Here is a 20,078-nt window from a genome sequence, read left to right on the forward strand (position 1 = left end):
TTATCAAGGTATTTTACTCACATGTCCACCTTAAGGTTTGTTAAGATTTAAAGATACAGTTATTTTCATAAGGAGGATAATTATGACGCGTGTTTTAGTTTCTATCGTTATTATGGCGTTATGCTTTTTGGGAATCCACTGGATTATTGAAACTTTCTTACCATCCATTCCTGATACGTATGCGCTGCCGATTTCCGTATTACTAGGTGCAACAATAGGTTTCTTTGTTTATATTCAGATTGATAATCGTATCGGATAAATCTTTTTAGTGAAATTATATTTAATATAGGGTATAATAGTTAAATTGATTTCAAGGTAAAGGGGAAAATAAATGTCTGAAACATCTCAAAAAAAACCGGATTACAAATTAATTATCATCTTATTATCCGGTGCTTTCATCTCGTTCTTATCGAACACTTTTTTAAACGTCGCACTTCCTGCAATCAAAAATGATTTCGGGATTTCAACTTCAGCTGTACAATGGGTTTCTACATCCTATATGCTGGTCTCCGGTATTATTATACCGACCACGGCGTATCTGATGCAGAAATTCAGCGCCAGAACATTGTTCTTAACCGCAATGTCGCTGTTTCTCCTCGGGACAATCGTCGCCGGATTCTCTCCTGCTTTTATCGTTCTTATTCTCGGCCGGATGATACAGGCTTCCGGTTCAGCAATGCTCATGCCGCTTTTAATGAATATTATGATCAGCAGTTTCCCGCCTGATAAACGCGGTACTGCGATGGGTCTATTCAGTTTAGTAATGTTCTTCGCCCCGGCAATCGGACCGACTGTATCGGGTATCGTAGTTGAAAATTACTCATGGCATGTTCTGTTCTACATGATGATTCCAGTGCTGATTATCGTACTCGTCGTCGGTTTCTGGCAGCTGCCGGAAATTCAGCAGAAACGCGAAGCCCATATAGATATTATGTCTATCATTCTGTCAACTATCGGTTTCGGGGGCGTGCTTTACGGGTTAAGCTCTGCAGGAGAAAACGGTCTCGCCAGTTCGAGCGTTTTAATTCCTCTGCTCCTAGGTATTGCCGGCATTACGCTCTATGTAATCAGACAGTTTAAATTAGAGTTTCCAATGCTGGACTTCAGAGTATACAAGTATCCAATGTATACTATCGCTTCGCTGATTATCGGCGCAGCAAACATGGCTCTATTTGCCGGAATGATCTTAATTCCTATTTTCATGCAGGATATTCAAGGATTAAGTCCGCTCGACACCGGTCTTTTAATGCTTCCGGGAGCTTTGATTATGGGATTCATGAGTCCTGTGTCAGGTAAATTGTTTGATATGTACGGTCCAAAAACAATGGCAATTACCGGCCTTGCTTTGGCTGTTGTCACAACTTTCTTTTTGAGCCGTCTCGAAATAGATACATCATTTACGTATTTATTAACGATCTATATGATTCGTGCACTTGGTATGACAATGGTCAACACACCTGTCATGACCAACGGTATGAACTCGCTGCCGGCGCATCTGACTCCGCACGGTTCATCACTCAACAGCATGCTGAACCAGGTCAGCGGTTCAATTGGTATCGCGCTTCTGATAACAGTAATGCAGACATACACAAATATTACTGTAAACAAGATGGATAGCCCGACAGAAGCGATGATTAACCAGGCGACACTGGAAGGCATCAACCTTGCCTTTCTCGTCGGCACAGGCTTCTTATTCCTCGCACTTGTCGCTGCCTTCTTCCTGAAGCAGTCAAGTTCAGCGGATACAATCGGCAAATCGATTGCCAGAGCACGCCCTATAAATGAAGACAAGAAAAAAATCAGCAGAGATTAATCTCTGCTGATTTTTTTGTCTTTTTATTTTGCGTTAAGCTCGATAATTCTTATAATTGTCTTCGCTGATTTTTCCATATCATCAATAGATGCAAATTCAAATTTGCCGTGGAAGTTTTCTCCGCCTGTAAAAATATTTGGTGCCGGCAATCCTTTATAAGACAGCTGCGAACCATCTGTACCGCCGCGAACCGGCTCAATAACAGGTTCAATATCTAAAGATTTCATGGCTTCTTCAGCCAGGCTTACAATTGTCATATCTTCTTCGATAACTTCTTTCATATTGTAATACTGATCTTTCAGTTCCAGTTCTATTTTTGCTTCCGGATACTTTTCCCGGAATTCATCTATTTTCTGTTCCACTGTTTCTTTGCGTTCTTTAAATGTTGATGTATCAAAATCCCGGATAATCATACTGAATTCCGCTGTTTCTACGTCACCGCTGAAGTTTAATATGTGATTGAACCCCTCATAGCCTTCAGTCTTTTCAGGTGTATCAGCAGCATCAAAAGAACTAATTATATCCGCAGCAATACGGACAGCATTCACCATTTTATTTTTCGCCGTTCCTGGATGAACACTGTTTCCAATTACTTTTACTGCTGCTCCTGCGGCATTAAAACTTTCGTACTGCAGCTCACCGACCGGGCCGCCGTCGACAGTATATGCAAAATCAGCATCGAATTTTTCAACGTCGAAGTCATGCGGTCCTCTGCCGATTTCTTCATCAGGTGTAAATCCGACTTTTACTGTTCCATGTTTTATTTCCGGATGACCGATTAAGTATTCCACAGCTGTTATTATTTCTGCGATACCCGCCTTATTATCGGCACCGAGCAGAGTTGTACCATCTGTAGTCATCAATGTATGTCCCTGATAATTATTTAAATTCGGAAATTGTTCCGGTGTCAGTACAACATTAAGCGCTTCGTTTAAAACAACACTGCCGCCTTCATATTTTACGAGCTGCGGTTTAACATTTGTTCCCGTAAAATCTGTTGCGGTGTCTACATGCGCTAAAAAACCGATTGTTTTTTTATTTTCAGCATTTGCAGGCAGTGTTGCAAAAAGATATCCTTTATCATCTAAATTAACATCGCTCATGCCGATTGCATTAAGTTCTGTCTCGAGTTCTCTCAGCAGATTCCACTGTTTGTCAGTTGATGGTACTGTACCGCTTGATGCATCGGACTGTGTATCAATTTTTGCGTACCTTGATAAGCGTTCGATTAATTCTTCTTTCACTATCTTCATCCCCTCTTCTTATATTTTATTAATATCATCATAACCGTAAAATGATTCCTCTATGGATATACCGTCTATTGTAATCGTTTCTTTTCCAAGGTAATATCCGCCCATATGCCTGTAAAAATTCACTGCAGGATTTTCCGACAGGACTGCAACAACCATTTTTTTGTAGCCGCGTGCTGCGAGATTTTGTACTGTGTGTTCGAACAAAGCACGCCCTATCCCTCGTCCGTGTACGTGCTCATAAGAGTAGATCGCGTATAATTCGCCGTCGAAGCCCGGATATGTATCCTTGTCTCTGTTTTCACCGCCAATTGCAAAACCGACAATTTCATCATCCAGTTTAGCGACGTAGAGCGGCTGATTTACGGCAGCCTGTTTCCAGATTTTCTCTCTCTTCTTTACATCGAGACTGTCGAGGTAGCTTTTTGGCACTATACCCGGATAAGTAGTATTCCAGCTTTCAACCTGAACTTTCGCAATACCTGCCGCATCTTCCGGCACTGCCAGACGAATTATCATACATTCATCTCCTTATTTAAGAAATATCTGTTTTCAATCTTTCAGAGCGTTCATATCTTTCAAGACTCAGTTCAATCAGCCTGTCCAGTGTTTCGCTGTAGGGAATCCCTGAAGCTTCGAGCAGCTTCGGATACATGCTGATGCTTGTAAAACCGGGCAGTGTATTGACTTCATTAACGATAACCTCTCCATCCGGAGTTAAAAACACATCCACCCTTGCCATACCTTCACAGTCAAGTACCTTGAAAGTATCGTATGCAATCTGCTGAATCCGCTGCATTTCTTCTTCTTCCAGCTGCGCCGGGATATTTAAAAGCGCCCCGTTTTCATCCAGATATTTTGAACTGTATGAATAAAAGTCTGTCTGCGACACAATCTCACCGGGAACCGAGACGAACAGTTCTTCATTACCGAGAACAGACACTTCGATTTCACGTCCTTCGATGCCGCTTTCAATCATTACTTTCGTATCGAATGAGAACGCCGAATCCAGCGCTTTATAAAATGACGGTTCATCCGAAACTTTTGACACGCCGACTGATGATCCCTGGTTGACCGGCTTGACAAACATCGGCACACCGAGCTGCTCACGTGCCTGCTCATATGTATGTCCGTCTTTTTCATAGTAGTTCAGTACAATTGACGGTGCGACTTTAATCCCTTTTAGTTCAAGGAGTCTTTTCGTCATATCTTTGTCCATACATACTGCTGAACTGCGGACACTGCATCCTGCATACGGAAGCTCAGCAAGTTCGAGAAGTCCCTGGATGCTGCCGTCTTCACCTGCTGTGCCGTGCAGAATCGGCAGTACTGCATCGAGTTCAATCCGTTGGCCGTCAGCTGTCAATCCCTCGGACGGTATAACTGATATTTTCTTACTATTTGCATTATCGAGCGGTTTTATTTTTTTATTATCAGCTGCCAGGAGCCATTCACCCTGTTTGGTAATATTAATCAGACTGATATTATATTTTTCTTTATTCAGCGCTTCAAATACACTTTTCGCAGAACGCACTGATACTTCGTGTTCTGTCGATTTACCGCCGTATATAATACCAACGTTTATTTTCTTCATATGTAAGCTCCTCAAATCTGTTTATTCTGTACACTTGATTTTACACCAATTTGCTTTAGAAGTTAATTTTTTATAACATTGTTTTTTTATTTATCGCGACCTCTAAAAATTTAATAGTGGTATAATTTAATTGTTTATATTACATAAAAAAGGATGGGGCATGGTGAAGAAATTTTTATCTTATTACGCACCTTATAAAGTCTTATTCACAGTTGATTTTCTATCTGCTGTTATCGTCGGTTTGCTGGAACTCGCATTTCCTGTAATCGTCAGCATGTTCATAGACGAACTGCTGCCTACCGGCAACTGGCAGTGGATATTAATCGCTGCTCTGGGATTAGTGCTTATTTATCTGTTTAACACATTGATGCAGTTTATCGTAACATACTGGGGACATATGCTCGGAACCAATATCGAGCGTGATATCCGGAATGATTTGTATGGACATATACAAAAGTTATCGTTTAGATTTTTTGATAATACAAAAACCGGGAAACTGTTAACACGCTTAACAAATGACCTGATGAACATCGGGGAAATGGCGCACCACGGACCCGAGGATTTATTTATTGCGGTTATGACGCTGCTCGGCGCTTTCGGAATTATGTACTATATCCATCCCGAACTCGCAATTATCGCGTTTATTATTGTTCCATTAATTTTAGTTATCGCAATTTACTTCAACAAAAAAATGACTGTCGCCTTCCGTGAGCTCTTTGGCCGCGTATCTGAATTTAACCATCTAATCGGCGATAAAATCGGCGGCATCCGTCTGGTTCAGGCTTTTGCAAACGAAGATCAGGAACTTGAAGAATTTAAAAAAATCAACGACCGCTTCAGAGCCACAAAGTTAAAAGCGTACAAAATTATGTCTTTCAACACTTCCAGCACTTATATGCTGATGCGGCTGGTCACTGTTTTCATCCTTATCGCAGGTGCCTATTACGTTATGCGCGGAGAGCTGACTTACGGTGAATTCGCAGCATTTATTTTAATTTCGAATGTCCTGTTTAAACCACTCGAGAAAATTAATGCCGTCATTGAATTATATCCAAACGGTATTGCAGGCTTTAAACATTTTCTCGATACGATGGCGGTACAGCCCGATGTTAAGGAAAAAGAAGATGCGCTTGAACTGGCGAATGTGAAAGGTGATATTCAATACAGCAACGTGACTTTTAAATACGAAGAAAAAAATGTACTGACTGATATATCATTTAATATTTCTCCGGGTGAAACGATTGCTTTTGTCGGACCTTCCGGAGCCGGAAAAACTACCTTGTGCTCGCTGCTTCCCCGTTTCTATGATGTGTCGGAAGGCAGCATTCAGATTGATGGCACAGATATTAGAGATTTAACACTGTCCTCACTCCGGGAAAATATCGGCACAGTGCAGCAGGATGTATTCTTATTTGCAGGCACACTGAAAGAAAACGTCGCTTACGGCAAACCCGATGCAACAGACGAGGAAGTCTACGATGCACTTCGAAAAGCACAGCTGAAAGAACTTGTCGACAGTTACAGGGACGGACTTGAAACAATCGTCGGCGAGCGCGGTGTTAAACTGTCAGGCGGACAGAAACAGCGTATTGCGATTGCACGCATGTTCTTAAAGAACCCGCCGATTTTAATTCTTGATGAAGCAACCAGTGCACTTGATACAGCGACGGAAATGTATATTCAGGATGCACTGAATCGTCTTGCCGAAGGACGCACAACACTCGTTATCGCCCATCGTCTCGCAACAATTAAAAATGCAGACCGTATTATGGTCGTAACAAAAGACGGTATCGCTGAGAGCGGCACCCATGAAGAGCTCCTGTCACTCGACAGCGGTGTATATAAAGGACTTCATCAGGCTCAGTTCAGCCAAATATAAATTGACAAAAGAATTCTTAATTGTTAGACTAATTAACATTATTAAAACTTTAATTAATGAGAGTGATTTTTATGTTATCCGCAATAAAAATATCACAATTAAATAAAGACTTTTTCAGCTATTTTAGATAGCGTCTGTATTCCATCGTGGATGCAGGCGAAACCTGATCTATGATGGCTGAATTAATGATGCAGAAAACCAGCCATTAGAAAAAATCTGATTGGCTGGTTTTTTATATTTACTTTTACCAGGCCAATTGGACTTCTGTTAACAGAATCCAATCTGGTCTTTTTTAATATTAAAAATAAGGAGTGTTTCAAATGAAAATTGGTTATCAGGGCGTAGAAGGCAGCTACAGCACACTTGCATGCGCAGCATATGCCGGAAGTGAAGAGTATACAGCGGAGGGTTATATGACATTTAAACTGCTTGTTGAAGCACTTTTAAACGACGAAGTGGATTACATTGCGCTGCCTGTTGAAAACTCAACAAGCGGACCGATTACAAGAACAATAGATCTGATGAAATATCTGGATGTAAAAGCAGTTAAAGAAGTATATGTGAAAATAGACCATGCACTTATTTCCAAAAATCCAATTACGCTAGATAAAATAACTGAAGTATACTCGCATCCGGAAGCATTGGAACAGTGCTACACATATTTAAGCCGGTACCCAAATATTGAAGTGAAGGAATTCAGCGATACAGCAGGTGCTGTACATATGGTTAAAGAATCAGAGGACGAAACAATTGCAAGTATTGCGGGCAGCCATGCCGCTGAAATGTACGGCATGAATATCGTCCGTGAAAATATCAGTGATAATCCGCTTAATACGACGCGCTTTTTAATATTCACAAAAGAGCTGAGCGAAAAAATTCTGCATGAAAAAACATCACTGTACATAGAATCTGATCACAGCACCGGTTCCTTAAGCGGCATTCTGGATATTTTTAAAACATATAATATCAACCTGCTCTATTTAATGAGCAGACCGATACAAAACAAACCATTCTCCTACGGTTTCTTTATCGATATTGAAAACGATGTAGACCGTCCGAATTTCGATGCCGCGCTCTCTGTGCTGACAAAAGAAACGTCGTATATTAATATTCTCGGCAGTTATGATAAAGGACTCATCCCGGAGTATGAAGGAGTGATTCAGAATGAAGAACATACTAACAGGTAAAAATCATTTATTCACAAGAATCGCAATTGGTTTCGGTCTCGGTATACTGCTTGGTATTTTCCTGCCTGAGTTTTCGATAAAAATTAAATTTATCGGCGATATTTATTTAAATATTATTCAGGCAATGATTATTCCTATTATTTTTGTTGCGGTTTCTACAGGTATTATTAATATCGGCAGCGGTAAGGATCTGGGGAGAATCGGATTTAAAAGTGTTTCTGTATTCGTAGTAATGTTCGTTGCTACAGCAGCGATCGGACTTCTGATTTCATATATTGTCAGACCCGGGAAACACATTAATATCGGCACAAGCGGCTATGACGGAGAAGTTACTTCTCCTTCTGTTGAAGATTTCTTTATGAATATTATTCCCGATAATCTTTTTATGGCTCTGACTGAAGGTGACATACTTGCGACTATTACTTTCACTGTTATTTTTTCCATTGCTATTGTCGCCGTAGGAAAAGAAGCGGAGCCTGTGAAAAATTTTATCAACAGCCTCTCGTCAGTAATATTTAAAGTGCTCAATTACATTATGGAGCTGACGCCGTTCGGGATTATTTCTCTCATGGCATTCGCTGTAGCAGAATACGGAGCAGGTATATTCTCTTCTCTCGGACTCTATATTGTCACGGCGTATGCATCATGCATTATAGCCTTTATTATAGTAATGCTTATCCCGATATGGATATACACGGGCCTCACTCCTGCTGAGCTTCTTAAAGGCATTTACAAGGTCTGGCTCGTCTCACTTGCCACAACAAGCTCTGCTGTCACGATGCCCACCACTATCAAAGTGACAAAGAATGATTTTAAAGTCAGCGAATCGATTACAAATTTTGTCGTTCCTCTTGGAACAACAATAAACATGGCCGGCGGAGCAATATCTTTCAGTCTGCTCGCTGTATTCGTTTCTGACTTTTACAATATACCTCTCGGGGTCGGCCAGATTATTTATCTCGTTATTATCGCCACAGTAATTAATATGGCGGCACCGGGTATTCCGGGCGGCGGAATTGTACTCGGTGCATCATTCCTGACACTGCTCGGCCTCCCAATTGAACTGATGGGTCCGATTGCCGCTATATACAGGATCCTCGATATGGCCTACACTACGATGAACATAACCGGTGACGCGGCAGCGGCAATTTTAATTGATGAATCAGAAAAACGCCGTCATAATAAGAGAAGTATCAGCGCAAAGGCTTAAATATTTGCGCATAATCACTGAATCCAATATTCAAAAAACCGTCCGGAACACGATTCTTCCGGACGGTTTTGTCTATTTATCATCATTCTTTTGTATAAAGAAGCCATTCTCTTCATCCCACTCCGCGAAAAATACGTCTTCCAAATCCGCTCCGGTTTCTTTTTTGATGTTCTCCCTTAACCAGGATTCATCCCGATTAATATTTTTGAGTCTCTGATGCTCGACCTTGCCTCCGTCTATCAGTAGCTCCGGCAGGACGTTCTCACTGTACTCCTTCATTATTTCAACTCGTGTCGGCGCTTCTTCGCGTGCATACTGCATCACTGAAAGCTCTCCGCTTTCTTCAAGTATTCCGTATTTCACCTGACTTAGAGAAAATACATCTTTCATTCTCAGCAGCATCCGCACTTCATCAACGTCCATATTATTTTCATCCATTATCTTTCTGTCTAAATGACCTTCATTTATCAGCAGCTGTGGATCTCCTTGTGAAATACTTTTAAATCTCTGGCTTTTTAAAGCAAATTTTTCTAAAACAAATATAAGCAGCGCCCAGAAAAATATAGAGAACAGCATCTCATAAACGGGCACGGTCGCATCATACAATGATTCTTCTATAATGCCTCCAAGTATCAGAGCATAAACAAAATCAAGAGGAGTAACTTGAGCAAGCTCTTTTTTCCCGATCAATTTAAGAACAATCATGACTCCTATTAAACCTAAGGTTAATTTCATTGCATACATCAGCATATCTTCCATTTTCCTACCTCGCTTCATTCTTAAATGCTAAAAGATATCTCTGTACTTATAGAAGTACCCCTGCTTATGTATTCAAAACAAAAAGAGACGGCTTCCTTTGAGAAACCGCCTCCTTTGTTGTGTATTCTATTATTTTCCTCCCGCTTTTGATTTCACGAGAATATCTCTTTCATCAATGTCATTGATTTTCTCAGCATTATCGTTCAGATAATACTTACCTTTAGTAATATAAGCAATAACAATTGTGAGTACCGCTGCCAGCAGTGCCGCAAAGAATGCTGCTGTACTTTGCATGAATGGACCCATGTAGCCAAGTGCTGCAATTGTTCCCAGCAGACTTGAAATAATCAGAGACCAGACACCCACTGGGTTCCATTTATATAAATATTCCTGGCGTTCTTCATAGTAGCCGGGCCCAATTTTCATCATCCGTTTTACTACGAGGAAATCAGTAACCAAAATCGCTGCCCATGACATCAGAAAGACACCCTGGAATGTTAATGCTGCATCTAAATGATCGGTAATACCGCCGAGCATTAATACCATTGCTGCAACACCTGCAACCACGACCCAGAATCTGCGGCCCGGTTTAAAGTTTACAACGTTTTCAAAGAAGTTTGATAATGATAAAGAACTGCTGTAGATGTTAGTTACATTAATACGGACCTGTGTGAGCATTGTGAATAATGCACCGCCGATACCTAATAAGTGTACGATATATACACCCGGGTTCGGTTCATTTAAACGCACTCCAAACCATATACCAAGTCCGCCCATTACACCGTAACAGAAAATCTGCGGAATAAACCCGATTGCAAATGATCCGCCTTTAATATGGCTCGGTTTTAAGAAACGTGCGTAGTCTGATGCTATAAGTGCAGTCAGTCCAATGATTCCGTGCTGCATACCAATACATAATAACAGTGCCGTTCCTCCAACCTGCATTCCTTCCGGCATATAAGTCCAGAATGCGCCGTCATATTTTGACGGTGTCATGAATGACACTACAATTGCTGTAATTAAAAACACAAAGAATATTGGCAATGACCATTTTTGTAATTTATCGAGCTGCTTAATTCCGAACCAGTTAAGTGGAATAACGAGTGTTCCAAATACGACTATGAGCAGCCATACAGGAATTACAGGGAAGAATTCGTGTACTGCAAACACGAGAATCATACCTTCAAGTGCACAGTACATAATAAAGTTAGAAGCATATATTAAAGATGTTAATGACGCACCTATGTAGCCGAAGCCTCCGCCCCGCGACATTAAGTTTACGTTCATTCCCGATCGTGCTGACAGGTAAACGATAACTGTACCCATGATACCTGCAACGATAATTGCGTATGCTGCTGATATCAGAGCATTAATTGCACCGAACTGCAGTGCCATAACACTCCCTATTTGGAAGTAGAATATTGCTGTAGCAATACCAAAAGTAATGTTGGTAATACTGAGCCATCCCATTTTACGTTCGTTATATGGAACTTTAGATAATGAGTGGTCACTCTCGGTCGTTTCAATCTGCTGATCTGCTGTTTCCTCAGACCTCATAATTATCCTCTCCAATCTTATGAAACTTTATATTAAGGCGACTTTTACACTATACACTCTTTTCGCGAAGAAATCAAGCTCTTATGTATATTTTTACACTATATAGTCGACATAATATGTATATTGACAATTAAAATGAAAGTATACTACTATATTCTTATTGAAATTTAATTTCAAAATGCATAATCTATTTGAAATAATGCACTAAAACTTATACAGTATATATACAAAAAAACCCTTGCCGGAACTGGCTTTTCCCGGCAAGGTTCTTTCATGAAATTTATTTATATTTCGCCCCTTCCGAGTAAGTATTTTGAGCATTCCATAATAAATATTCCTCCACACCATTATCTTTTAATGCTTCAATCTGAGCCTCCACTTCTGTCGCTCCGTAATTTATATAATTACCCGGTCCGAGATATGATGCAGTAAAGTCCTGAATCCAAGGTCTCGATTTCGGCGGTTCTTCAAGTTTCCCAAGCACTTCATTTTCCACTTTCATATACTGGTTAACTACTTCGTACGGTTCTGTATCCGGCGTATCAAAGCCAAATGCACCTGTGCCCCAGTGCGACGGGTATATCATCGATGATATAATATCAACATTATCGGCAATTTGAGAGAAGTTCTGGCCAATCCCCGGCGCTTCCTGCTGGGTAGCTGCATAGCCGAAAACATCTACTGATACATCGACATCATAAGGTTTTAACTGTTCATTCGCATAAGCGACGAAGTCCGTTACAGCATTTACTCTCTGCTGCACCTCATCAGCTTCAGTATCTGCATACTCTCCAAAATCATAAGTAAGTTCAGAAGAGAGAGTTTCAAATGCTTCCGGGAACCTCACATAGTCAAACTGAATTTCTTTAAATCCGAGCTTGGCTGCTTCTATGGCAATGTCCACATTATAATCCCAGACTTCCTTAACAAACGGATTGACAAAACTTTCCCCGCTTCCGTTCTGCCATACTGTTCCATCGCTGTTTTGATAAGATAAATCCGGACGTTCCGCAGCAAGCCTCGAATCTTTAAAGACAACAATACGCGCGATCGGATAAATCTCGTTGTCTTCAAGTGTCTCCATCAATACTTCCGGATTAACATAATCATACATGTGGGCCTGTGCAACTTCATTATCGACATCAAGCGGCATCATAATATCACCGATATCTTCTTTAACGTCGATAACCATAGAGTTTAATTCCGTATTATTGACGAGTTCTGTCAATTCCTGCATCCTCTCTCCGCCTGCGGAAAAAGCAGTTACAAATATACCTTTTACTCCTTCTTTTGGATAAGCAATATCAACGCCGGACTGATGCTGAAATACAGGTGTTGTATTCTCATTAAGCGAATACAGAGGGCCGTCATTTAAATCCAGCTCAGCAAGAGGCTTTTCTGTTTCTTCCGGTGCCGTGCTTTCACCTTCACTTTCCTCTGCAGCATTTTCTGCCGCTGTCTCTTCTGCAGTTTCAGGCTCACTGCTGCCTGTCTCTCCTCTGATTGCCAGCGCAAGCAGTAAAAACAGTACTGCAAGAATTCCTCCGACCATAATTAAAAATTTTCTCGTGCTCATTCAGTCACCCCGCCTTCAGTATCGATTGTTTTCGGATCAATCAGCGTATAGCCTTTGTCTCTAAGACCGTTAACGATATCCCGAAGCGCCTCGCTGGTCCATGTACGGTCATGCATTAGCAAGTTTGCCCCATCGCCGAGCATCTCAGTATTTACCATAATATCCGCGAGTGATTCCGCTTCCTGATACTCAGGCTCCCAGTCAAAACCGTATGTCCAGTTCATAACTGTCATGTTTTCTTTTTCTGCTGTACTGATGGATGCTTCACTGTTGACCCCGAACGGAGCTCTGAAATATTTCGGCCGCTCCCCGACCGCTTCTTCAATCAGGTCGCTTGTATCGATTATTTCAAGTGCAGTATCTTCAGGAGTAATCTCCTGCATATTAAAATGGTTATAAGTATGATTTCCGATTTCGAAACCCAGCTCATGAATTTCTTTCAGCTTTTCCCGTCCTTCTTCCGACTCGATAAACATGCCGTTAACAAAAAATATGGCAGGGGCACCGAGTTCTTTTAATGTATGAGCCATAGCTACTGCATTTTCATCCGGAGCATCGTCTATCGTAAGCAGTACAGCAGCCGGTTCGGCTTCCTCCGAAGACGGCACTATCGCAGACGTTTCAGGGTCTACCGTATACAGTTTTTGAGATGCGCTCTCTTCTGTTTTTACGTCAGTTGTCCCAGTCTCTACCTGTGCTGATTTTTCACTGCCTGCCGTCTTTTCACCAAGTGCGTTCTTCATCTCATTACTGCCGTTTTGAAATGCCTGCAGCTGCTCGTTAATCGACTGATAGTATGCTGCGACTTCCCCGTGAACTTCATTAACTTCCGTGATGCCTTCATTCAATGTATTATAATCAGCATTCTCGCTTGCAAGAGATTCAAAAAAGGCAGTTTCTGTACTGCTGACATTTTCATAGCCCTCCCGCACATTCTTAATACTTTCACCAAGCTTCTCTACTGTTTCCGCTAACTGCTGGACTTGTTCTTCTTTCAGTTCTTCGCTTTCGCTGACATCGGCAGAACCGATATTTTCTGACATACTCTTCAGTTCCTCTTCAATCTCCGTGAGACCTGCTGCCAGTTCACTGCGCTGGTTTAGGTTTTCATAGAGCGGTGACTGGTCATTTTTAAAGTCAGACAGCTCTTCATCAGTCACCGAAGTATTAAACAAAGCGGACATTTCCGCTTCACGGTCAATAATGTTCTGAATGGTGTCGGTCAGTGCCGGCACAGTATTTTCTTCAATAGTTTCAATGTTTGATAAGACTTTATTTTCCGGACTACCGCAGGCACCAAGTATGACCGCAGCTGCAGTAAACAGCATAACTATTATGTATTTCCTCATCGATAACACCCGCTTTCCAAATTTACTTAATAAAATATTCCTCCAATATAAAAAAGGGCAGCTCCATATAATGAAGTTACCCTCTTAAATATAAAAAATGCATATTTTACACTTATTTCACTTGGAATCCGGATCAATACTTACACTGCAGTACATCCCCGCAATGAATAATATCAACACTGCCAGGTACACGATAAAGTTATACTCCACAGGAATAAGAGTACCCACGCTGAACATCAGCAGAGTCGCTGTTAAAAATAAGAGAATGGCTGCTTTTTTCATTTACTTCTCATCCTCTGTAATCCATACGGTCTTCTCTTCAAAAGGAATTCGTTTAGGTTCCGGGTTTTTCTTCATATCCGATTCCCCGACGAAAATAACACCTAAAATTTCTTCCTCATCCGTCAGTTTAAAGTAATTTTTAACGGGAGCGGCATAATATGCCGGACCGCTCTTCCAGATTGCACCGAGGCCAAGACCGTGTGCTTCAAGAAGAATGTTCTGGACTGCAGCGGAAACCGCCGACACATCTTCAATGTAAATTGCTTTTTTACTGTCCTGTTTTGGACTCAGTGCAACGACAATTGCCGTGGGTGCAATAAGCGGCTTCCCGCTGATTTTTTTAATGCGTTTCTGTCCCGCTTCGCTTGCAGGATCATCCACCCGCGTTTTTGCCCATTCAGCAAGCACACGCGAGAGGGGAAGCCGTCCGTCTCCCTGCAGCACAAAAAACTTCCACGGCTCGGTATGATGATGGTTAGGAGCCATAATCGCCGCCTGGAGCAGCTGTTCAACAACCTCTTTACTAACCGGTTCAATATCCTTAAATATTTTTATACTCCGCCTCGTTTGTATCGCATCTGTAATATTCATTATTTTTCTTCCTCCGCACTTTTCAGACGTTCTTCGATCCAGCTGATGACAGTATTGAAAATTTCTGTCTTCATAGTAAATTCGTTAAATATTTCATGCTCGAGTTCAGGGTAAATGATTAATTGTTTATCTTCTGAAGATATTTCATCATGAAATTCCACTGAATCCTGAACAGCTACAAGCCCATCGTTCTCTCCGTGAAGAATAAGCACTGGATCTTTAAAATCTCGAGCTTCAAGTTTTAAATACTCGATACCTTTTTCAAGCGTCCGGATCAGTCCGACAGATATCTCCTTTTTATTCAGCGCATCCTCAACGTAATGTTTAAGAACAATTTCTGTACTGCATAGTCCTTCGCCCAGTTCATTTTTAATATAATCGTTGCTGTCGAGCCCGACAGGAATGCCCGCAAACAATTCGTGGTTATAGCGTGTCAGCGCGCCGGATGTAACATACCCGTCAATTTTTCGCGGATACTTGGTGCCGTATAGAGCAGCTGTATAGCCCCCCATGCTGTGGCCGATAACGAAAACCTGCTGCTGCGGCAGAAGCTTTCTTGTATAGAGTACTATAGCACCGAGATCATCTGTAATCTCATCAACTTTTGAATAAAAAGTATTTTCGCCGGAAGAATGACCGTGTCCGCGCTGATCATAGCGGATGACATTGAATCCTTTTTGCATCAGCACACTTGCGATATCATCATATCTTCCCAAATGTTCCGCAAGACCATGGACAATAATGATTGTCGCCTTCGCTGTTTCAGGCACTTCTGTCGTCTGTACTTTCGCATAAAGCAGCGTTCCGTCTTTCGACTCAATGTACTTTACAAATGACATAATCATCTCTCCAATCTCTGTTACTTGAAATTATAACCTTTCCGCCGGGAAATTGCATATCTTAAAAGGTTAATATATTATTGATGGTAATACTAATTATAAAGGTGCTATTATGTCCAGTCAGAAAAAATATATACTCTCATTTACATGCGGCTTTCTCTTATATCTAATTATGTTTGTCGCATTAATTTACTTTAATTTCATTTATTATACGACCGGTTTTTTTGCTTTCGTTATTTTTGCCTTCGTCGCATCAGTAGTGTTCAGAATGCTTGCACATAAATTTGCAAAAGAAGGTGACCGTCCGGATCTTTACTATATGATTTTTATCGGCAGCTTTGTTATTCCGACGCTGATACATATGGTTTTCTTTATATAAAATTTAACCAATTTAAAAATCGCACTTGTTCTCCCGGAGGAGTCAAGTGCGATTTTTTAAGCTTAAAGAGTTTCTATGCATTTACTTTTAATTTATTCGCAAACAATTCTAAAATAATCGCTACGACCAGAATAATAAGTGTAATCGCCCCGACTTCCTGCATATCATAGTAGAAGGTGCTCGCCATGAATAATTCGTAACCGATACCGCCTGCTCCGGCGGCTGCACCCATAGCAACTGCTACTCCGAAATTAATTTCAAAGCGCAGGAATGTCCACGAAATTAAAAAGCTTTTCGTCTGCGGCACGATGACCTGGAACAGAATATGAAAATAACTTGCGCCGGAAGCACGCAGCGCTTCAATTTTACCTTCGTCTACTTCTTCAAAAGCTTCCGAGTATGCTTTAACCAGATATGCAATGGAGTGGAAAATCATACCGATTACCGCTGCCACAGAGCCTAAGCCCGCTGCAATCGCAAATATTAAGACCCAGAGCACAGTCGGCACCGCACGAACGACAGTAATAAATGCTTTAATCGTGTTGCTGACCCACGGTTTTGACAGATTAACAGCTGTCCCAAATGCTAAAAACAGTGAAATTACTGCTCCTAAAATAGTCGATAAAAACGCAAGTGATAAAGTGATTGTCACTTGCCACAGCGCATTTGACCAGGTTGTGTTATTTAAACTCGGAGATAAAAACATCTGCCCGAGATTATCGAGTGTCATCGGAATGGCCTGTGTTAAATCCAGGCCTGCGTAATCCATAATAAAGAATCCGATAACCGTGAATATTGCTGAACCGATTAATAATCCCTTTAAAACTCTTTGTCCTCTGCTGGGTTTAGAGACCTTAATGCAGCCATTTTTATTACGTTCAACAAGAGCAGTCATTATAAAATCTCCCTTCTGATGATGTTTGATATTGCTTCAATCACAAGGACCGCGAGGACGATTGCCAATGTAATCAGTGATACCATTTCATAATTCAGCTGTTTATAATACAGATCGAATAAGTAGCCGATACCCGTTCCTGTTAAAAGTCCGACGAGCGTCGCACTGCGTATATTCGTTTCAATCATAAATAAAATCCAGCTGAACATCTGCGGCATGCTACCCGGCAGTACCGCTTTAAATATCGTATGCCAGTATGTAGCTCCTGTTGCTTTCAATGCTTCCACGGAATCTTTGCTGCCTTCATCGATTGTTTCTACAAAAGCTCTGACTAAAAATCCGAATGAACCGAAAAATAAGGCCAGGAATCCGGTCATTGAGTTCGTTCCAAAACTGATGACTAAAATTAATGCCCAGGCAACGACCGGAATATTACGTGATATTGAAGCAATTATTTTTGCTGCCAGCATTAACGGTTTGTTAATATAAGTCAATTTTGAGCCCATGAGAGCAAATACAACAGCAAATATTGCAGCTGTCGTTGTGGAAACAATTGAAATTAAAATTGTTTCCCATAAAAGACGCATTACACTGCCGAGATTTGCCAGTGTCGACGATGAAAACCATATGTTGCTGGCCATCCATGACGCTGCTGCAGGAATCGACAGCACGCCTTCTATATGATTATATTCGGTAATGTAGCTCGCGAGCATAATCAGTCCGACAATGACGACGACTGTCAGCAATAAATAAAGATTCTTCTTCTGAATAATATTTATTTCATTAACGTTTAACGTATTTGTTTTGCTCATCATTAATCACCTACTCCGTAATTAAGTCATCAAAATCCGTACCGTAAATCGACTGGATGACTTCTTTATCAATTTCAGCCGGATGGCCGTTAAAGACTACCTGACCGCTGTTTAAGCCGATAATACGGTCCGAGTAATTTTTAGCAACATCCACCTGATGCAGATTAACGATTACCGTAATGCCTTTTTCACTGCATATTTTTCTGAGATGATCCATAATTACTCTTGAAGAACTCGGATCCAGTGAAGCTATCGGCTCGTCACAGAGAATAATTTTAGGTTTTTGCACCAGGGCACGTGCGATACCGACACGCTGCTTCTGACCGCCAGACAGTTCATCACAGCGCTTGTAAATGTGGTCCTGAATACCCAGTTCCGTAATAATATCCAGGGCTTCCTCTTTCTCTGATTCTGTATACATTGAGAAAATGCCCTGCAGGCTGTTTTTATAACCTAAGGTGCCGTGCATCACATTTTCAAAGACCGACAAACGGTCGACCAGATTATAATGCTGGAAGATCATCCCAATATTCGTTCTCATATGTCTCAATTCTTTTCCTTTAACACTGGTAATGTTTTTGCCATCGAACGTAATCTTACCCGACGTCGGCTCTATCATGCGGTTTATCGAACGAAGTAACGTAGACTTCCCGGCACCAGACGGACCGATAATCGACAATAATTCACCCTGCTTAATATTGAAATTAATTTCTTTAAGCACCGACTTGCCTTTTGAGTATTCCTTATTCAGATTTTCAATCGACATGATTACAGGCATTTCTTTAAGCTCTTTTTTCGATGCGGTTTCGACTTCGTTACCTGTAACTTCTATATCTTCATCAAAAGAGATCAGTACTTCATCTGTTTCCTTCTTGTTAAAATCTGTTCTATTTTTTGTTACTTCTTTTGTTTTATGTTCCACCGCCATGGAAGATGCCTCCTAATTAAAAAGAGGGGAAATCCCCTCTCAGATGAATAAATTTTATATCGTTGGATGCCGGTTTAAATTTTCAATTTAGTTTCCTGAGTTGAGTTCTCTAATCGGGTTGAACCATTCATCTTCAACAACTACAAAACGCTCGTCCGCTGACTTGGTAAATAATCCGCCTTCTTCTGCATCTTCAGGAACGAAAATCTTTTCGTTATTTGCAACTTCATCAGAAGCAAGAACTTCCTGAATTTCATTGAATGTTTCTTCACCTAAAGTGCTTACGTTACCAATAAACGGTGCATTCAGTACCGGTGTTGCCGAGATGATTCCAAATTGCTCTCCAGCAAGATTGGAGAATGGGTCTGCTGCACCTTCAGATACTTCGTAAATCGCACCTGCTGTATTTTCTTCGCCTTCTGCAAGTTCTACGTAGTTCTCAACACAAGTGTCACAGAAAGCTGCAACATCTGCTCTCTCGTTAATTAAGTTGACTGCAGAACCCTGATGAGTGTTACCGAACATTACCTGCTCAAAGAAACGTCCGCTTTCAGCTAAATCTTCTTCTGTTAAGTCTGCATATTCTTCAGTTTCAGTAAATTCATTTAAAATCGTTGACGTTGGTACTCTGAAACCTGATGTTGATGAAGTTGAGACAAATGAAAAGTTGCTTCCCGGGAATTCTTCAATTGAGTATTCGCCTTCGCCTGTTTCATACTTTTCCATGTTATCGACTTTAGTAGCGAACCAGCTGTAGTATAAAGCATCTTCTTCAGTTCCTGACGGTCCTGACGGCACCGCCAATGGTTCGATATTGTCATTGCGTTCCTTAGCCTGTATGTATCCTTCTGCACCTGTAAATGCGAGGTCTGCATTATCATTAACAATGCTCTCGATGGCTATTGCATAGTCTGTAGTCAGTTCATGTTCTACTTCTCTGCCTGTCGCTTCTTCTAAAATCGCTCCAATTTCTTCGCGTGCATCAGCAAGTTCATTGCCGGATTCGTTTGGATACCAGACGACACTTAGAGGCTCATCACTGCCCGAAGCAGCATCTGCAGAACCGTCTTCTGTCTGTGTATCTCCTTCTCCGCCGCATGCTGCAAGCGCTAAGACAAAAGCTGAACCAAGAAAAACATTCATTAACTTTTTCATTTTCAAACTCCCTTAAGTTTTAT

Annotated in this window: 20 protein-coding genes; 6 read left to right on the top strand and 14 right to left on the bottom strand. The window is 41.1% G+C overall.

Annotated features, from left to right (window positions below; translation table 11 throughout):
• Positions 1–82: 82 nt before the first annotated feature.
• Together MHH58_RS09800 and MHH58_RS09805 are read left to right on the top strand one after the other, a co-directional pair.
• Entirely contained in the window at positions 83–259 is a 177-nt protein-coding gene (locus tag MHH58_RS09800; RefSeq protein ID WP_162842317.1) for a hypothetical protein, read from the top strand.
• A gap of 72 nt (positions 260–331) precedes the next feature.
• Entirely contained in the window at positions 332–1,813 is a 1,482-nt protein-coding gene (locus tag MHH58_RS09805) for an MDR family MFS transporter (protein ID WP_135098603.1), read from the top strand.
• A gap of 23 nt (positions 1,814–1,836) precedes the next feature.
• On the opposite strand, the gene pepT is transcribed toward MHH58_RS09805, so the two are convergent.
• Genes pepT through MHH58_RS09820 form a run of 3 tightly spaced genes read right to left on the bottom strand, consistent with a single transcriptional unit; the run spans position 1,837 to position 4,657 of the window.
• Complete coding sequence (gene pepT / locus MHH58_RS09810) at positions 1,837–3,057, bottom strand: peptidase T (RefSeq protein ID WP_135098605.1); 1,221 nt, start codon at positions 3,055–3,057, stop codon at positions 1,837–1,839.
• 18 nt (positions 3,058–3,075) lie between these two features.
• Positions 3,076–3,582, bottom strand: coding sequence for a GNAT family N-acetyltransferase (locus MHH58_RS09815; RefSeq protein ID WP_135098607.1), 507 nt, complete (start codon positions 3,580–3,582; stop codon positions 3,076–3,078).
• A 16-nt stretch (positions 3,583–3,598) separates the two neighbouring features.
• Entirely contained in the window at positions 3,599–4,657 is a 1,059-nt protein-coding gene (locus MHH58_RS09820; protein ID WP_341345784.1) for a D-alanine--D-alanine ligase family protein, read from the bottom strand.
• Between the two features lie 160 nt (positions 4,658–4,817).
• Here MHH58_RS09820 and MHH58_RS09825 point away from each other — a divergent pair, with 160 nt between their 5' ends.
• The 3 genes from MHH58_RS09825 to MHH58_RS09835 all read left to right on the top strand — a co-directional run bounded on the left by MHH58_RS09825 (position 4,818) and on the right by MHH58_RS09835 (position 8,933).
• Positions 4,818–6,536 (top strand): ABC transporter ATP-binding protein, encoded by a 1,719-nt coding sequence (locus MHH58_RS09825; RefSeq protein WP_341345785.1) that lies wholly within the window; start codon positions 4,818–4,820, stop codon positions 6,534–6,536.
• 320 nt (positions 6,537–6,856) lie between these two features.
• The gene (locus MHH58_RS09830; RefSeq protein WP_341345786.1) at positions 6,857–7,723 is read left to right on the top strand and encodes a prephenate dehydratase; all 867 of its coding nucleotides are present in this window, start codon (positions 6,857–6,859) and stop codon (positions 7,721–7,723) included.
• Positions 7,701–8,933 carry a dicarboxylate/amino acid:cation symporter gene (locus tag MHH58_RS09835; RefSeq protein ID WP_341345787.1) on the top strand — a complete coding sequence of 411 codons (1,233 nt, stop codon included), beginning with the start codon at positions 7,701–7,703 and terminating at the stop codon, positions 8,931–8,933. Before MHH58_RS09830 ends, MHH58_RS09835 begins: the two co-directional genes overlap by 23 nt.
• Positions 8,934–9,005: 72 nt before the next feature.
• Here the strand turns inward: MHH58_RS09835 and MHH58_RS09840 are convergent, their stop codons facing one another.
• The 7 genes from MHH58_RS09840 to MHH58_RS09870 form a co-directional block, all read right to left on the bottom strand.
• The gene (locus MHH58_RS09840) at positions 9,006–9,710 is read right to left on the bottom strand and encodes a DUF421 domain-containing protein (protein WP_341345788.1); all 705 of its coding nucleotides are present in this window, start codon (positions 9,708–9,710) and stop codon (positions 9,006–9,008) included.
• Positions 9,711–9,821: 111 nt separating this feature from the next.
• Positions 9,822–11,249 (bottom strand): purine-cytosine permease family protein, encoded by a 1,428-nt coding sequence (locus MHH58_RS09845; protein WP_341345789.1) that lies wholly within the window; start codon positions 11,247–11,249, stop codon positions 9,822–9,824.
• Positions 11,250–11,529: 280 nt separating this feature from the next.
• Entirely contained in the window at positions 11,530–12,825 is a 1,296-nt protein-coding gene (locus MHH58_RS09850) for a putative glycoside hydrolase (RefSeq protein WP_341345790.1), read from the bottom strand.
• Positions 12,822–14,174 (bottom strand): polysaccharide deacetylase family protein, encoded by a 1,353-nt coding sequence (locus MHH58_RS09855; RefSeq protein ID WP_341345791.1) that lies wholly within the window; start codon positions 14,172–14,174, stop codon positions 12,822–12,824. The genes MHH58_RS09850 and MHH58_RS09855 overlap by 4 nt, the downstream gene beginning before the upstream one ends.
• A gap of 117 nt (positions 14,175–14,291) precedes the next feature.
• The gene (locus MHH58_RS09860; RefSeq protein WP_162842315.1) at positions 14,292–14,456 is read right to left on the bottom strand and encodes a hypothetical protein; all 165 of its coding nucleotides are present in this window, start codon (positions 14,454–14,456) and stop codon (positions 14,292–14,294) included.
• Entirely contained in the window at positions 14,457–15,047 is a 591-nt protein-coding gene (locus MHH58_RS09865; RefSeq protein ID WP_135098621.1) for a nitroreductase family protein, read from the bottom strand.
• Positions 15,047–15,886, bottom strand: a complete 840-nt coding sequence (locus MHH58_RS09870) for an alpha/beta hydrolase (protein WP_135098623.1) — start codon at positions 15,884–15,886, stop codon at positions 15,047–15,049. Before MHH58_RS09870 ends, MHH58_RS09865 begins: the two co-directional genes overlap by 1 nt.
• Before the next feature lie 112 nt (positions 15,887–15,998).
• Here MHH58_RS09870 and MHH58_RS09875 point away from each other — a divergent pair, with 112 nt between their 5' ends.
• Positions 15,999–16,265 (top strand): hypothetical protein, encoded by a 267-nt coding sequence (locus tag MHH58_RS09875; RefSeq protein ID WP_115885366.1) that lies wholly within the window; start codon positions 15,999–16,001, stop codon positions 16,263–16,265.
• 73 nt (positions 16,266–16,338) lie between these two features.
• Here MHH58_RS09875 and MHH58_RS09880 read toward each other — a convergent pair whose 3' ends face one another.
• From MHH58_RS09880 to MHH58_RS09895, 4 genes are all read right to left on the bottom strand, one after another.
• Positions 16,339–17,160, bottom strand: a complete 822-nt coding sequence (locus MHH58_RS09880; protein ID WP_135098625.1) for a PhnE/PtxC family ABC transporter permease — start codon at positions 17,158–17,160, stop codon at positions 16,339–16,341.
• Entirely contained in the window at positions 17,160–17,972 is an 813-nt protein-coding gene (locus MHH58_RS09885) for a PhnE/PtxC family ABC transporter permease (protein ID WP_341346102.1), read from the bottom strand. Before MHH58_RS09885 ends, MHH58_RS09880 begins: the two co-directional genes overlap by 1 nt.
• 10 nt (positions 17,973–17,982) lie before the next feature.
• A complete protein-coding gene (gene phnC, locus MHH58_RS09890) occupies positions 17,983–18,750 on the bottom strand; it encodes a phosphonate ABC transporter ATP-binding protein (RefSeq protein WP_167753403.1) in 768 nt (255 codons plus the stop codon).
• Positions 18,751–18,987: 237 nt separating this feature from the next.
• Entirely contained in the window at positions 18,988–20,055 is a 1,068-nt protein-coding gene (locus tag MHH58_RS09895; RefSeq protein WP_135098629.1) for a PhnD/SsuA/transferrin family substrate-binding protein, read from the bottom strand.
• Positions 20,056–20,078: the final 23 nt, after the last annotated feature.

Origin of the sequence: Jeotgalicoccus sp. FSL K6-3177 (assembly GCF_038050175.1) — a bacterium.
GTDB lineage: Bacteria > Bacillota > Bacilli > Staphylococcales > Salinicoccaceae > Jeotgalicoccus > Jeotgalicoccus nanhaiensis.